Below are 14,601 nucleotides of genomic sequence, written 5' to 3' on the forward strand. Positions count from 1 at the left end.
CAAGCAAGCTGTTTATGTGGGTTGCGTGCAAGTAGCACAACAGCAGCTTGGCTCCTGCCGGTGGAGTCGCACTGTAGCGGGCTCCACGGATAAGCGGTGTACTTGTCTGTTACAGTGCGCCGTCTCTTTTCCGGGAGGCAAAAAATACCCGCTGACTTTTTACAGGCCAGCGGGTATTTCTTTAATAGCAGGACTTGAATAGCGGGTTTAGTGCTTGAATCGTGCTTTTAGCGCAATACAAAGTGCCTGCTGATACTGGCTGACTTGCTCAAGCAGGCGTTCTTCGTGGGAAGCCCAGCCTTGCTTTTGTTCTTCTGTGCGCATGGGGGCGGGTGACCAGGCAGAGTCCGGAAAGAAAGGGTCGTCCTTCCAGCGAGGGATGACGTGCCAATGCAGATGCGGCACTTGATTTCCGAATTGAGCCAGATTGATCTTGGCGACTCCCAGTTGTTCACGCTGAGTCTGCTCAACCACATATACGGCTGCCATGATGTGCTGCCGTTGTTCTTCAGACAGGTCTGTCATTTCAGCCACATGATCTTGCCAGATTACCCGTGTATAGCCGGGAAACGGGCTGTCCGTGACGGCCAGTACCTGCAGCCCTGCACCCGACCATAGCAATTGATCGGGTTTCAAGGCACACAGGGGGCAAGCGTAGGTGCTCATGCAGGCTGACCGAAGAACAGGTTCTGCAAGGCAACGCCTGGATCAGGTTCACGCATGAAGGCCTCACCAACCAGGAAGGCTTGCACCTGGTTCTCGCGCATCAGGGCCACATCTTCAATGGTGTGAATACCGCTTTCGGTGACAACGCGTTTTTCGCTGGGGATAAAGGGCAGCAGGTCCAGCGTGTTCTGGGTGCTGGTTTCAAAGGTGCGCAGATTGCGGTTATTGATGCCCAGCAGGCTGGTCTTCATTTGCAAGGCAATATCCAGCTCAGCGCGGTCATGTACTTCAACCAGGACGTCCATGCCCAGTTCGTGGGCCATTTCTTCGTATTCCATCAGCTGATCCTTCTCCAGCGCGGCGACGATCAGCAAGATGCAGTCGGCACCCATGGCTCGGGCATGGATGATCTGATAGGGGTCAATAATGAAATCTTTGCGCAGTACGGGCAGTGCGCATACGGCACGGGCCTGGCGCAGGTGGTCGTAGGAACCCTGGAAATACTGGATATCGGTCAGGACCGACAGGCAGGCCGCGCCGTGGGCGGCGTAGCTGGAGGCAATCTCAGTCGGGTTGAAGTCGGCACGGATCACACCCTTGGACGGGGAGGCCTTTTTGACTTCCGCAATAATGGCAGGCTTGCCTTGAGCGATCTTGTCTTCAATGGCGCTGGCAAAGCCGCGCAGGTCGTTCCGGTTCTTCGCTTCGCGCAGCAGATCGGACTCGCTGCGCAGTTGGCGGGCGGTGACGACTTCAGCTCTTTTGGTGTCGAGGATCTTGGCCAGAATGTCGTTCATGGGTTTAACTTCCTTGTATAAGCGCGGAATTGTTCGAGTTTTTCGCGTGCGGCACCGTTGGCAATGGCCTCAAAAGCCATGCGCAGGCCTTGTTCAATGGAGTCGGCGTGGTTGGCAGCATAGATGGCCAAACCAGCATTCAAGCCCACGATATCACGAGCCGTACCCTCTTGGTTATTGAGGGCTTCCATAATCATCACGGCAGATTCTTCCTTGCTGGAGACGCGAATGCTGCGGTTGGAGGTCATGGCCATGCCAAAGTCTTCGGGGTGAATTTCGTATTCCCGCACCTGACCGTCTTTCAGTTCGCCCACCAGGGTGGCCGCACCCAGAGAGGCTTCATCCATACCGTCCTTGCCGTGCACGATCAGCACGTGTTTGGCCCCCAAGCGTTGCATTACGCGCACCTGAATACCGACCAGGTCGGGGTGGAAGACGCCCATCAGCTGGTTGGTCGCACCGGCAGGATTGGTCAGCGGGCCCAGAATGTTGAAAATAGTGCGCACGCCCAGCTCTTTGCGGACGGCAGCCACGTTTTTCATGGCTCCGTGGTGAGCGGGGGCGAACATGAAGCCGATATTGGTTTCGGCAATGCTGTCGGCCACTTGCTCGGGCGAGAAGGTCAGGTTCACGCCCAGGGCTTCCAGCACGTCTGCACTGCCGGACGAGGAAGACGCACTGCGGTTGCCGTGCTTGGCTACTTTCACCCCTACGGAGGCGGCCACAAACATGGAAGCGGTTGAGATATTGAAGGTATTGGAGCCGTCGCCACCTGTACCGCACATATCCAGCAGTTCGTCCGGGTTAGGCGTAATGACGGGGGTGGCAAATTCGCGCATCACCTGGGCGGCGGCAGAAATTTCACCCACGCTTTCTTTTTTCACGCGCAGGCCCATCAGCAAGGCAGCCGCGATCTGAGGCGACATTTCGCCGCGCATCAGCATACGCATCAAATGCAGCATTTCGTCGTGGAAGATTTCCCGGTGTTCGATACAGCGCACCAGTGCTTCGGTAGGAGTGATGGTGTTCATGATTTAAAGGTCCAGAAAGTTCTTCAGTAAGGCGTGGCCATGCTCGCTTAGCACCGACTCGGGGTGAAACTGCACGCCATAAATAGGCAATTCGCGGTGACGGACACCCATGATCTCGCCGTCTTCGGTTTGGGCGGTTACTTCCAGGCAGTCGGGCAGGCTGTCGCGCTCGATGGCCAGGGAGTGATAACGGGTGACGTTAAAGGGCGAGGGCAAGTTGCTGAATACGTCCGTGCCCTGGTGAGTAATAGGGGAGACTTTCCCATGCATGATTTGCTGCGCACGGATAATGCACGCACCAAAAGCATGTCCGATTGCTTGATGACCCAGGCAGACGCCCAGAATCGGTAGCTTGCCGGCAAAGTGCTGGATCAGTGCAACCGACAGGCCCGCGTCTGCAGGGGATTTGGGGCCGGGCGAGACGCACAGATGGCTGGGATTCAAGGCTTCAATTTCTTCAAGTGTGACTTGATCGTTGCGTCGTACCACTACTTCCTGACCCAGTTCTCCAAAGTACTGGACCAGGTTATAGGTAAACGAGTCATAGTTATCGAGCATCAGAAGCCTAGCCATCATAACACCTTGATTTCAAAATAAATTTTCATTACACACAAGCTCCGTTACACACTCTATTACACACATTGGCATTGGATTGCCTTGGAGTCAGCGTATCCATGATCCAGTGGTGCCACGATGTCGGGTGGAGTGATGCGTGTAGATGACGATAGTCGTCATGGGCGTGCCGGTCAGCACCGGCCCGTGCAGCGATCTGCGTGACCGCGCAGATCGCTGCGTCCCGCGATGTCGAGAGGACGCGCAGGAAGAGGTTCAACAGATAAGAAAGTTGGGGCATGAAAGCAGTCTCCTTGAAATTGGGAGCCGCCTTGCCGGGAGCGCGATGACACTGAGCCTTGCCGGTTCGGCGGCAAGGTGCGGCGCGATGCCGCAGCGACGTGCCGCTTCTATGAGAAGCGCCACCACCAACGGAGGTTGGACGTCGCGGAAAAATTCATCTGAAAGAAGATCCTATCGTTCTTTTCGTCAACTGGCCTGACGTAATTTGTCAGGCGCATGTACAGCGCGCTCCATTATAGCATCTGTCCAGAAGCTGGGCGATAGGCCAAGAAAAATTTCTACCTGCACCACAGCACGATACCGAAGCTTGTTCGAGTTGCGCAGCCAAAGCTTGCAATGGTTCAACGCCATTGACCTCGGGACGCTGGGGGTTCAAGCCCTTGGCAGATTGTCATTATTTTTATTTCATCTAACAGCATTCTTTTTAGACCCAGTCACTCTCCGTATCCCACCTAATAGCTGCGCTTTTACTCTGGAATCCACATCCCAAAGCGCATGGCTCACTCTCTTAGACCTATGTAGCCAAGCGGTTATGAAAATTCAGACTTGTTGAATATTGGTCTATCCATAACTCTCACGTAGGTGCGCAGAGTAAATGTCGAGCTGGTTGAACATTCCGCCATGACCTGGATTGGCGCTCGTCGATCGAACATAAATTAGCTCATATTTTCGACGAAACGATGACATTTTAAATACGTGTGCACGGCGCCAGCTAGTTCTTAAGGCTCTCGAAAAATCAAAATCCGAAAGTCGGAAATTAATCTGACTTACAGGGAATGATTTAGAGAACGCGATAGGAGATGGATGCATGCACGATAGTCCGCCTATTTCAAAAGTCTACTATCTTCCCATCGAAGCAGCTATACGCTGGGCCGGTTTATTGAGATATACGAATGAAATTCTGCCGTCGATATCTTCGTATCGACACTTACCGAAGACGATCGACTGCCCGAGATGGAATGAGCTGCGTTTGTTCTTGGAGCGAATCTATGACGCAATTCAGAACGGGGAACTCGCATATGGGCGCGATGGCATTACATCGAATGACAAATCGCTTTGGGATTCCCCAAACCTGACCGTGCGGCACGTGGACCTTAAGCGATGGATGCGTGAACACTATCCAGAGCACCGACCAGGGTTCCTCTTTACTCGCAGCGAGCGTATAGCTCATCCCATCATCACACTAGAAACCGGGCAAGCCATGCTTGTCGAACGGCTGGCCCTGAAATCCGCCTTGGACCAGTACAAGCGTCAACTGAACGAATTACAGGAAAAATACGACGCTCTGCTCAAACAGTCCACCATGATTCCCGCCTGCGCCCAATGCCCAATCAGTGATCGAGCCGAGGCCACCTATCTAAACATAATCGGCGGGATGCTGGATCTGATGCTCGGCCAGTCTCCATCGGGCACCTCGTACTCCAGTTTCAAAACCCAGGAGGCCGTGGTGAGCGCATTGGTGGCTCATCACAGCGGAGCCATGGGCATCGCGGAGCGGACGTTGAACGGCAAGTTCGCAACGGCAAGGCGTCGCCTGCGTAGCGCAAACGTTTGAGGTTTGCCAGCTTGTATGTGCAGTCGCGGATATTGCATTTGCAATGTCTTTCCGCAGCCATGTCTATTGAATAGAGGTCACGCCAACAAACGCCACTGAGCGTTCAGGAGTGACCGCCATGTCGCAAACACCTGTACTGCAACCGAACGAGCGCCGCATCCTGCGGCTGGATGAAGTCGAAGCCAAGTCTGGCTTCAAACGCGCCCACATCTACAACCTGATGAAGAAACGCCAATTTCCCCAGGCGCTGCGTCTAGGCGTGCGCGCGGTGGGTTGGGACTCGATCGAGATCGACCAGTGGATCGCCGAACGCCTCAACAACCGCACGTGACTCGCTCTCCCTCGGAATTCCCCATCCCCTGACGGAGAGCGCCATGCAGGTTGTATCCATTATCTCGACCAAGGGCGGTGTCGGCAAAACGACCGCCGCCGCCAACCTCGGCGGACTTGCCGCTGACGCGGGTCTGCGCGTGCTGCTGCTCGACCTCGACGTGCAGCCCACCTTGTCCTCCTACTATGAGCTGGCACACCGCGCGCCGGGTGGCATTTATGAGCTATTGGCGTTCAACGAGCACGCCGTCGACCAGCTCGTATCCCGTACAGTCATCGGAGGCCTGGACCTGGTGGTCTCGAACGACCATCGGGGCGAGTTGAACACGTTGCTGCTGCATGCGCCTGACGGACGCCTGCGGCTGCGACACCTGCTGCCGGTGCTGGCTCCCCTCTACGACTTGGTGCTGATCGACACCCAGGGCGCGCGCTCGGTCCTGCTGGAAATGGCAGTACTTGCCTCCGACCTGGCACTATCGCCTGTGACGCCGGAAATTCTGGCAGCCCGCGAGTTGCGGCGGGGCACCATACAGTTGTTGGAGGACATTGCGCCGTACCGACATCTTGGGATCGAGCCCCCGCCACTGCACCTACTCATCAACCGCGTCCACCCTGTGTCCGCCAATGCACGGCTGATCCAGCAGGCGCTGCGCGACCTGTTCGAAGACCACGTCGGTATCCGCGTACTGGAGACCGACGTGCCGGCCATCGAAGCCTATCCACGCGCGGCAACGCGTGGCCTGCCCGTGCATCGGGTCGAATACCGCCAACCTTCGGGCAGAGTCGCACCCTCGGCGCTCGACACAATGCGGTGCCTTGCCAACGAACTGTTCCCGCTGTGTCAGGACAGATTCGCTCGGGTGTCCGGTCGCTTGCCGCGTCCTCTTGATACAGGGAGGTCTCATGGCGAACGCATATGAGCTGGCTCGAGGCCACAAACGGCTACGCGCCATTATCGAGTTCGCGGTCGGTGAAGGGTGGCACGTCAAACGCACACCTGGCGGGCATCTCAAGTTCACCAAGCCGGGCTGCGCCTCAATCTACACCAGTTCGACCGCGAGTGACCACAGGGCTGTCCTCAACGCTCGTGCGCAGATCCGCCGGGCCGAGCGCGAGGCCTGCACGACTCGGGTTGCAAACGCCAAGGATTGCGGCCATGGTTGAGATGACCTCCCAGGACATGGCGGGCAAGCTACTTGCCGCCGGGTTCGAGCGCAACGGCCCGTCGGCCACGGCCTTGAGCGACCCGATTGCCGACACGCCGATGGTCGTGACGCTGGACCAGTTGCGACCCTACGACCACGACCCCCGAAAAAAACGCAACTCGGCCTACGATGAAATCAAGGCCTCCATCCGCGAGCGCGGCCTGGATGCGGCGCCAGCTATCACACGCCGTCCTGGCGAGGCGCACTACATCATCCGCAACGGCGGCAACACTAGGCTGGCGATCCTGCGCGAACTCTGGGCAGAAACGAAGGACGAGCGCTTTTTCCGCATATCGTGCCTGTTCCGGCCTTGGCCTGCGCGCGGAGAAATCGTCGCGCTGACCGGGCACCTGGCCGAGAACGAACTGCGCGGCGGCCTCACGTTCATCGAGCGCGCCCTCGGAGTCGAGAAGGCACGTGAGTTCTATGAAGAAGAAACCCATACCAACCTGAGCCAGTCCGAGCTGGCCCGCCGCCTGGCCGCCGACGGCTTCCCTGTCCAGCAGTCGCACATCAGCCGCATGGCCGATGCGGTGCGCTACTTGTTGCCCGCGATCCCGACGGTTCTCTATGGTGGCCTCGGCCGCCACCAGGTCGAGCGGCTGTCGGTCATGCGCAAGGCCAGTGAACGCACGTGGGAGCACTATGCCAAGGGCCGCTCCCTGCCGCTGGACTTCGACAGCTTCTTTCAGGAGGCGCTGTCGCAGTTCGACGCCCAGGCGGACGAGTTCTCGCCCCAGCGCGTACAGGACGAGTTGATCGGTCAGATGTCCGAACTGCTGGACATCGATTACGACGTGCTTGCGCTGGATCTGACCGAATCCGAGAGCCGTCACCGCGCTCTGGTCAGCGACCCAACCCCGCCATCGGCGCCGCCGGCACTGCCTGAGCCTGGGGCCATCGTGCGGCCGCCGATCGAACCGGCACCGTCCCCCGATACACCAGCACCTGCTGCAGGCCTCTCTGCGGCCGCGCCGACAAGGCCCCAGGACGATGCGACCCCGAGTGAGGCATTCGCGGCCAGCCCTGCGGCAGCGGCGGGCGATCTGCTTGCCGAGCACATCATCTCCCCGGCGCCAACTACGGAGCGGCTCCAGTCCATCCAGCGCATGGTCGCCGACCAGCTAGGCGATGCGCTGCCGTCCGACTTCTCGGCCAACGTATTGCAGTCGATTCCAGTGCAGGCTGGCGGCCTCTATCCCATCTCGGACATTTGGCATATCGAGCCTGGCCTCGACACACCCGATCGCCTGCGCATCCACATCGCGCAGTTCGCGCGCGAGATCGCGGGCGAGGCCGACCTGGACGAGTGTGTCGAGGATTGTTCTGACGGCATCGGGTTCGCGTGTCGTGCCCCGGCCCAGGCTTCGTCGCCGCTCGCACGCGCCGTGCTCGCGCTCCTGGTTTCCCTGGCTGGTCAGCAGCCTGCCGACGTCGGCTTGGATGGCGGGCACTTCGTTACCGACCTGCCAGCGATGTTGCACGGCCAGGGCCAACGTCACGACGACGGGGCCCGGCGATTGAGCGACACCGCGCTGGTCAAGCTGTTTCGGCTGCTGCGGCTGGCCCGGCGCCTGCTGGATCTGGAAGCCGGCGCTGTCGGCTCTGGGACCTGAGCCAGAGAGGCCCGCATGTCCGCACCGAACCCACTCAACCAGGCCGTCATCGCGCAGGCGCTCTACGACCTGCGCAACGGGCAACTGCGTCGCTGCAAGGCGATGGGGTTCGGTGAGGAAGAGTTGGATGCGCTCAAGCATCCGGCGCTGATCAGCGTGCTGGCGAATTCCAACGTCTCTTGGTGCTCAGTCTCCGTAAACCGGGAAGTGCTCCAGCGATTGCTCAAACAGGCGCAGGACGTGGAGAAGGAGATCGCCACCGTCGATCGCATGCTGCGACTGGGCGCCAGTACGGAAATGGTGAGCCGCTTCTACGGACTGACGCATCAGGAAGTCGCGTTACGGCGTGAAGTTCTCGGTCTTCCCAAACGCAAGGGGCGTCATCCGGTTCTGGGCGAGGAGCAGGACACGGAGTTGTGGCGGCGCTGGAAGGCAGTAACCAGCAGCAGGAATGTCGAGCTGGTGGATGAGACCTTGGTTCTTGATGCGGCAATGGACCTCGCCGAAGGCATGGAACTGCCGCTGTCGGTGGTCTGGGCTGCAATCAAGAACTGGATCGATCAGGGGTTGGGTTGAATCATGGTCGTGGACGACGCTGCATCACGAGCACCACGCCAAGGCCCCGTCGCCCTCGCTGATCTGTTCGACAGCGCGTTGAAAGACCTTGCACCGAGACCTCGCCAGCCCGCGCCGGCACCCGCACCCGCACCCGCATCCGCATCCGCATCCGCATCCGCATCCGCATCCGCATCCGCAAAGTCTCCTGTGCCTGCAACCGGCGACGGTTTTCTGTTCAGCGGTAATCGACACGAGAGCGTGCCTCGGCGGCTGTTCCTCGACCGACGCCTGACGCCGCTGGAACGCAATGCCTGGCAAGTCTTCCGGATGATGCTCAACGAGGATGGCGTCACTGCATTTCCGACGTATGAGCAACTTCGGCCGTGGCTCGCGTCAACGCCCTGCGCCGGACAAGCCTCCCACGAGACCGTGGCACGGGCGCTGACGCTGTTGCGCCTGACACGTTGGTTGAGTCTCGTGCGCCGCAGGCGCGACCCCAAGACCGGGCGCATCCTCGGCAACCTCTATGTCCTGCACGATGAGCCTCTGACTCCGTTCGAGGCAATGCAGCTTGACGCGGACTACTTGCAACTTGTCAGCCAGGCCCTGGACCATTCGGCCAAGGCCGTTCAGGTCGTGGGCTTGCATACCCTCAAGGAGATCGCCGAAGACCCGTTGCTGTCCGGCCGCACGCTGCCCTCGCGGCTGCAGGTCCTTGCCGAACGCCTCGCAAGCCAAGACATCGGGACGCAGGAGAGTTATCCACAGAAGGACATGGTTCAGGATTCCGAAGAAGGGGCGCCGAGCCTTCTTCGGAATCCTGAACACCCTTCTTCGGAATCCGAAGCAGGGCCGAAACCCGCGTCAGACGGCGCTCTTCGGAATCCGAAGCAGGACCGTACTGTACGTAGTAGTCGTATTAATGAAGTACGTACTACTGCGCGTGAGCGTGGGCAGTCGTGCGCGATGCCGGGAGTTCGTCTGCCGGATCGCTTCCTCAACTTGAAGGAAGAGCAGCAGGCCGGTGCCATGGTGGCATTGCAGCAGGTCGATGCTCCGCTACGCCAGGCCGTACTGGACGAATGGGCAAATCGCTGTCGCGGCAGCACCATCCGCAACCCGGCAGGCTACCTGTTCGGCATCATCCAGCGGGCCATCCGTGGCGAGTTCAATGCATGGGCCAAGCAAGCTGGGTCAGCATCGCCACCTGTCTCTGCACGCGATACATCGCCTGAGCCGCCGCGTAATGTGGTTCCGCCCGAGGTAGCCAAGCAGCACATCGACCGGTTGCGCGATCTTCTGCGCAAAAGCTGACGCTGCCAGCGGCAAGGTCATGAAGTGGACGCCTGTGGCCGTCAGTAGAGCTATCCCCAGGGGATAGATGTACTACAAGGTGTAACGCAATGGGGATGGACGGCTTACTTCCGTCCACGGGGCTGCTTTGTCGTCGGTTTCATGGACAGCCCCACTATCTGCGCGAGCAGCGCTCCATGGCGTTTGTTGGAGCTATCCCCAGGGGATAGCTCGTACCGCGGGCAGCCACTACCACGACAACCGGGGACCAGTTCATTTCGGTTTGTTGACTGACTGCCTTCCGCTGCGTGCCGATCCTGATCGCTCTTTCTCCTACCGCGAGCGGACACCATGGCAACCAACGAACCTCTGCAACTCAATCTCGGCTCTTTGCGCAGCGCGATGTCGCTGACGCTTCACACCCATCACGCTTCGCGCATCTGGCATGGCCGCGCCGCCGCCGAGGGGCGAGCAGGCATTGTCGGGCTCAACGGCTACATCGCCGTCATGAACAAGATGAAGCGCGGCTCGGAGCAGGACGACCCGTACAGCGACTGGTGGATGTTGCGTATCGAGGAAAAGCTCGACCAGACCAGGACCACGTTGCAATCGCTGCGCGAGCAGGTGGACCAGGCGCTGGCCGGTGTGCCTGCAGCGTTGAGCTTGGGCGAGAACCTCAACGTGCAGCCGGTGAAGCTCCCCTTGTTTGTGAACGCGCAGCTCGGCTTTACCGCCGTCTATCTTCTGGCCGACTACGACGACATTGCCCGCAAGCTGATCCTTGCCCACCACACCGCGCTGATTGATCGCTCGACATTGGAGCGCTGGCTCAATGAAGGCGCTCACGCCCTGCGCAGCCTGTTCAGCCTGGCACAGCAGTACCGCTACTCGGGCTGCACCCGCGACGACTTCGCGGCGAAGAACGCAGCAGCACGCGCAGCGCTGGAGAAGTTCGGTGAACTGCCGCAGGACGTGCTCGAAGGAGCGCGCCGCTCGAAGTTTGCGCCGCCCGTCGTGCGTCGTGGCCTGCAACAGCGTGGTGATAGCGCTGTCGCAACTGTCCCTCCCAGCGATGAACCCACTGCCGACGACCCTGTCGAGGACAGCACCGGCGAGGATGAACAGGCATGAGCGACCCGAGCCGCGAACCGCGCTACTTCCGTCGTCTGGAACAGACAGCCTTCATTAGGCTGGAACACGCGGCCTCTCTAAAAGGCCTTTTAAAGCCCTTTAAAGGTAAAGGGGACTTCGAGGCCTGGGCCAGTCAGTGCTTCGCCATGCGCGACGAGTTGATTGCCCTGGCGCAGCGGCAGGTGTTGCAACAGGCAGTCGGCCATCCCTTCCACCTGCTACCCATCGAGCTGGCCCAGCAGACCACTGGCGCAGGAACAACCTTTCTGCGCTGGCGCAGGCACGACCGCTCGGCCATGGGCGTAGCTCTGTGGCAGGAACTGATGGCGAGCACCGCCACGCCGGTCAACCTGCTGGCCGATCTGCATGTCATCGAGCTTCAACGCATCACGCTGAACATGCAGATCAGCCTGTTGCACACCCTGGGCAGGCAGGCGCAGGAATGCGCCAGCAAATCCGCCGATGCGGATGACGCCTACCTGCGCCGGCTCAAGTCAACCCCACCCGCACTGCGCGATCAGTGATCGCGCCGGGCGACCTGCGCCCGCTGCCGAACAGGTGCGGGTATTTCAACCACCATGGAGATTGCAATATGAGCACGCATTTTTCCGGCGAAGGCAACATCGGTTCACCCCCTGATTACCGCGAATTTCCCAGCGGCAACGATGAACCGCGGCGCTTGCTGCGGCTGAACGTCTATTTCGACAACCCCGTCCCCACCAAGGGCGGTGACTTCGAGGACCGCGGCGGCTTCTGGGCTCCCGTCGAGATTTGGCACCGCGATGCCGAGCACTGGAAGGACCTCTACCAGAAAGGCATGCGCGTGCTGGTCATCGGCCGCATGGAGCGCGAACCCTGGACGGACAACGAGGAACAGCCACGCGAAACCTGGCAAATCAACGCCCGTAGCGTCGGCATCCTGCCGTACCGCATCGAGTCTGTGACCCTCAGCCCGAAGCCGCAGCAGGAGGCAGAGCCAAAGCCCCAGGCCAACGACGATTCGGCTGCGCCGAAAGAGACAAAGCGCAGGAAGTGACCTGCATGGAGGGCGGCCGGCATTCTTCGCCGCCCCCCATGCAATCAGTGCGGACAAGGCCGATCCCTCGGCAGGCGATCAAGGCATGATCTGCAGCGCTTCGATGCCGTAGCCGTTGATGGAATTATCCCCAGGGGATAGCTCCATGGAAGTCCACTGACTTCCATGCGCTCCCGGAAATCGCGGCTCCCGACGCGCGCACCCTCGGCCACGCGCCATTCCCACTCTCGCCATTCCACCCAGTGAAAGCGGTCGCCACCGCATGCGGCTTGTTTGCTGCTGCCTCTGGCAGTGATCGGCATCCTCGAATCCAGCAACTCAATGAACTACGGAATTCGGATGGACGGACATGCGGCTGTTCTTGTGCGAGAAGCCCTCTCAGGGCAAGGATATTGGCCGTATTCTCGGCGCCACGCAGCGGGGTGAAGGCTGTCTCAGCGGCTCCGGCGTCACAGTCACTTGGTGCATCGGCCATCTCGTAGAAGCAGCTGCGCCCGAGATCTATGACGCGGCGCTCAAGCGCTGGTCGCTGGAGCAGTTGCCCATCATTCCCCAGCAGTGGCGGGTCGAGGTCAAGCCAAAGACCGCTACGCAATTCAAGGTCGTCAAGGCGCTTCTGTCGAAGGCGACCCATCTCGTCATCGCCACCGATGCCGACCGCGAAGGCGAACTGATCGCCCGCGAGATCATCGAGCTTTGCGGCTACCACGGCCCCATCGAACGCCTGTGGCTCTCGGCGCTCAACGATGCGTCGATCCGCACCGCGCTCGGCAAGCTGCGGCCTTCGGTCGACACGCTGCCGATGTACTACTCGGCGCTGGCGCGCTCGCGCGCCGATTGGCTCGTGGGCATGAACCTCAGCCGGTTGTTCACCGTGCTGGGCCGGCAGGCAGGCTACGACGGTGTGCTTTCGGTTGGTCGCGTACAGACGCCGACATTGAAACTCGTGGTGGACCGCGACCGCGAGATCGCGGCTTTCAAGTCGGTGCCGTTCTGGGCCATCGACGTGACCCTGTCCGCAGGCGGTCAAGCTTTCAACGCGCAGTGGCTTCCGCCCGATGGCTGCACCGATGACGCGGGCCGCTGCCTGCAACAGCCCATCGCCCAGCAGGCCGCGCAGCAGATTCGCGCCGTGGGTAGCGCCCAGGTGGTGTCAGTGGAAACCGAGCGTGTGCGCGAAGGTCCGCCGCTGCTGTTCGACTTGGGCACGCTTCAGGAGGTTTGTTCCAAACACCTCGGGCTGGATGTGCAGGAGACCCTTGAGATCGCCCAGGCCCTGTACGAAACGCACAAGGCCACCACGTATCCGCGTTCGGATTCCGGCTATCTGCCCGAGAGCATGTTCGCCGAAGTACCTACGGTCCTGGACAGCGTGCTCAAGTCCGATCCCTCACTGCGCCCAATCATGGACCAGCTCGATCGCTCCCAGCGCTCGCGCGCCTGGAACGACGGCAAGGTCAGCGCCCACCACGGCATCATTCCCACGTTGGAGCCCGCCAACCTTTCCGCTATGAGCGTGAAGGAACTGGCGGTGTACCGGCTCATCCGGGCGCATTACCTCGCCCAGTTCTTGCCCCATCACGAGTTTGACCGCACCGTGGCGAATCTCGCCTGCGGTCAGCAGACGCTGGCGGCCACCGGCAAGCAGGTCATCATCAGGGGCTGGCGTCTGGTGCTGGCCGAGCCGCAGGCAGACGAGGATGGTGACGGCGCAGCGCTCAGCCAGGTACTGCCCGCGCTGCGCGAGGGCCTGGCATGCCAGGTGGCCGAGGCCGAAATCAAGGCGCTCAAGACGCTGCCTCCGAAACCCTATACGCAGGGTGAACTGGTCAAGTCGATGAAGGGCGTTGCGCGCTTCGTGACCGACCCTCGCCTGAAGCAGAAGCTCAAAGACACGACGGGCATCGGCACCGAAGCCACGCGCGCCAACATCATCACCGGCCTGCTGACGCGGGGCTATCTCGTGAAGAAAGGTCGCTCCATCCGTGCATCGGAGGCAGCTTTCACACTGATCAATGCCGTGCCCGCAGCGATTGCCGACCCCGGCACGACGGCTGTTTGGGAGCAGGCACTCGACATGATCGAGGCCGGACAGCTCACCCTGGATGTGTTCATCGGCAAGCAGGCCGCTTGGATCTCACAACTGATCGCGCAGTACGGCAGCACCTCGCTGTCCATCAAGGTTCCGCAGGGACCGCCTTGCCCGCTGTGCGGCGCTCCCACGCGCCAGCGCACCGGCAAGAGCGGCCCCTTCTGGTCATGCAGTCGCTACCCCGACTGCAAAGGCACGCTGCCGGTTGAATCCGGCACGTCCAAGCGTGGTGCCTCGCGCGCCCCGCGCCGCAGCGGCACAGGCCGCAAAGGCGTCTGACCAACCCCGTTCCCCGTGAGCCGTCCCCGCCATCGGCGGTGTGGCCCGTGTCCCGCATGCCCTGCGGGACGCCCAGCGCGCATTGCCTTCCCGATTCGTGTGCGCGTCCCGTCCGGCCGTCCCCGGCCATGGGACTTGAAGGTGGCTTCTTCCGCGA

Annotated in this window: 15 protein-coding genes; 11 read left to right on the plus strand and 4 right to left on the minus strand. The window is 60.6% G+C overall.

Annotated elements, in window-relative coordinates; all coding sequences use genetic code 11:
• Positions 1-207 precede the first annotated feature (207 nt).
• From NBV64_RS01410 to NBV64_RS01425, 4 genes are read right to left on the minus strand one after another with little or no spacing between them, the layout of a single operon-like run.
• Positions 208-666 (minus strand): HIT family protein, encoded by a 459-nt coding sequence (locus NBV64_RS01410; RefSeq protein WP_250756492.1) that lies wholly within the window; start codon positions 664-666, stop codon positions 208-210.
• Positions 663-1,463 (minus strand): indole-3-glycerol phosphate synthase TrpC, encoded by an 801-nt coding sequence (trpC, locus tag NBV64_RS01415; RefSeq protein ID WP_009458523.1) that lies wholly within the window; start codon positions 1,461-1,463, stop codon positions 663-665. Before trpC ends, NBV64_RS01410 begins: the two co-directional genes overlap by 4 nt.
• The gene (trpD, locus tag NBV64_RS01420) at positions 1,460-2,494 is read right to left on the minus strand and encodes an anthranilate phosphoribosyltransferase (RefSeq protein WP_009458524.1); all 1,035 of its coding nucleotides are present in this window, start codon (positions 2,492-2,494) and stop codon (positions 1,460-1,462) included. Before trpD ends, trpC begins: the two co-directional genes overlap by 4 nt.
• Before the next feature lie 3 nt (positions 2,495-2,497).
• On the minus strand, positions 2,498-3,067 hold the full coding sequence (locus NBV64_RS01425) for an anthranilate synthase component II (RefSeq protein WP_250757211.1): 570 nt from the start codon (positions 3,065-3,067) through the stop codon (positions 2,498-2,500).
• Positions 3,068-4,157: 1,090 nt separating this feature from the next.
• Here NBV64_RS01425 and NBV64_RS01430 point away from each other — a divergent pair.
• The 11 genes from NBV64_RS01430 to NBV64_RS01480 all read left to right on the plus strand — a co-directional run bounded on the left by NBV64_RS01430 (position 4,158) and on the right by NBV64_RS01480 (position 14,444).
• On the plus strand, positions 4,158-4,904 hold the full coding sequence (locus NBV64_RS01430) for a type IV pilus inner membrane component PilO (RefSeq protein ID WP_066123920.1): 747 nt from the start codon (positions 4,158-4,160) through the stop codon (positions 4,902-4,904).
• A 118-nt stretch (positions 4,905-5,022) separates the two neighbouring features.
• Positions 5,023-5,235, plus strand: coding sequence for an AlpA family transcriptional regulator (locus tag NBV64_RS01435; protein ID WP_066123919.1), 213 nt, complete (start codon positions 5,023-5,025; stop codon positions 5,233-5,235).
• A gap of 43 nt (positions 5,236-5,278) precedes the next feature.
• Positions 5,279-6,154 carry a ParA family protein gene (locus tag NBV64_RS01440; RefSeq protein WP_250756493.1) on the plus strand — a complete coding sequence of 292 codons (876 nt, stop codon included), beginning with the start codon at positions 5,279-5,281 and terminating at the stop codon, positions 6,152-6,154.
• The gene (locus NBV64_RS01445; RefSeq protein ID WP_250756494.1) at positions 6,138-6,398 is read left to right on the plus strand and encodes a hypothetical protein; all 261 of its coding nucleotides are present in this window, start codon (positions 6,138-6,140) and stop codon (positions 6,396-6,398) included. Before NBV64_RS01440 ends, NBV64_RS01445 begins: the two co-directional genes overlap by 17 nt.
• Positions 6,391-8,055 carry a ParB family protein gene (locus NBV64_RS01450; RefSeq protein ID WP_250756495.1) on the plus strand — a complete coding sequence of 555 codons (1,665 nt, stop codon included), beginning with the start codon at positions 6,391-6,393 and terminating at the stop codon, positions 8,053-8,055. Before NBV64_RS01445 ends, NBV64_RS01450 begins: the two co-directional genes overlap by 8 nt.
• 15 nt (positions 8,056-8,070) lie before the next feature.
• Complete coding sequence (locus NBV64_RS01455; protein ID WP_250756496.1) at positions 8,071-8,631, plus strand: DUF2857 domain-containing protein; 561 nt, start codon at positions 8,071-8,073, stop codon at positions 8,629-8,631.
• A gap of 3 nt (positions 8,632-8,634) precedes the next feature.
• A complete protein-coding gene (locus NBV64_RS01460; RefSeq protein WP_250756497.1) occupies positions 8,635-9,927 on the plus strand; it encodes an STY4528 family pathogenicity island replication protein in 1,293 nt (430 codons plus the stop codon).
• 330 nt (positions 9,928-10,257) lie between these two features.
• A complete protein-coding gene (locus NBV64_RS01465) occupies positions 10,258-11,037 on the plus strand; it encodes a PFL_4669 family integrating conjugative element protein (protein WP_250756498.1) in 780 nt (259 codons plus the stop codon).
• On the plus strand, positions 11,034-11,561 hold the full coding sequence (locus NBV64_RS01470; protein WP_250756499.1) for a DUF3158 family protein: 528 nt from the start codon (positions 11,034-11,036) through the stop codon (positions 11,559-11,561). Before NBV64_RS01465 ends, NBV64_RS01470 begins: the two co-directional genes overlap by 4 nt.
• A 68-nt stretch (positions 11,562-11,629) precedes the next feature.
• Entirely contained in the window at positions 11,630-12,073 is a 444-nt protein-coding gene (locus NBV64_RS01475) for a single-stranded DNA-binding protein (protein WP_250756500.1), read from the plus strand.
• A gap of 349 nt (positions 12,074-12,422) precedes the next feature.
• On the plus strand, positions 12,423-14,444 hold the full coding sequence (locus NBV64_RS01480; RefSeq protein ID WP_250756501.1) for a DNA topoisomerase III: 2,022 nt from the start codon (positions 12,423-12,425) through the stop codon (positions 14,442-14,444).
• Positions 14,445-14,601 lie beyond the last annotated feature (157 nt).

This window comes from Alcaligenes sp. DN25, from assembly GCF_023674485.1.
Lineage (GTDB): Bacteria > Pseudomonadota > Gammaproteobacteria > Burkholderiales > Burkholderiaceae_B > Alcaligenes > Alcaligenes phenolicus.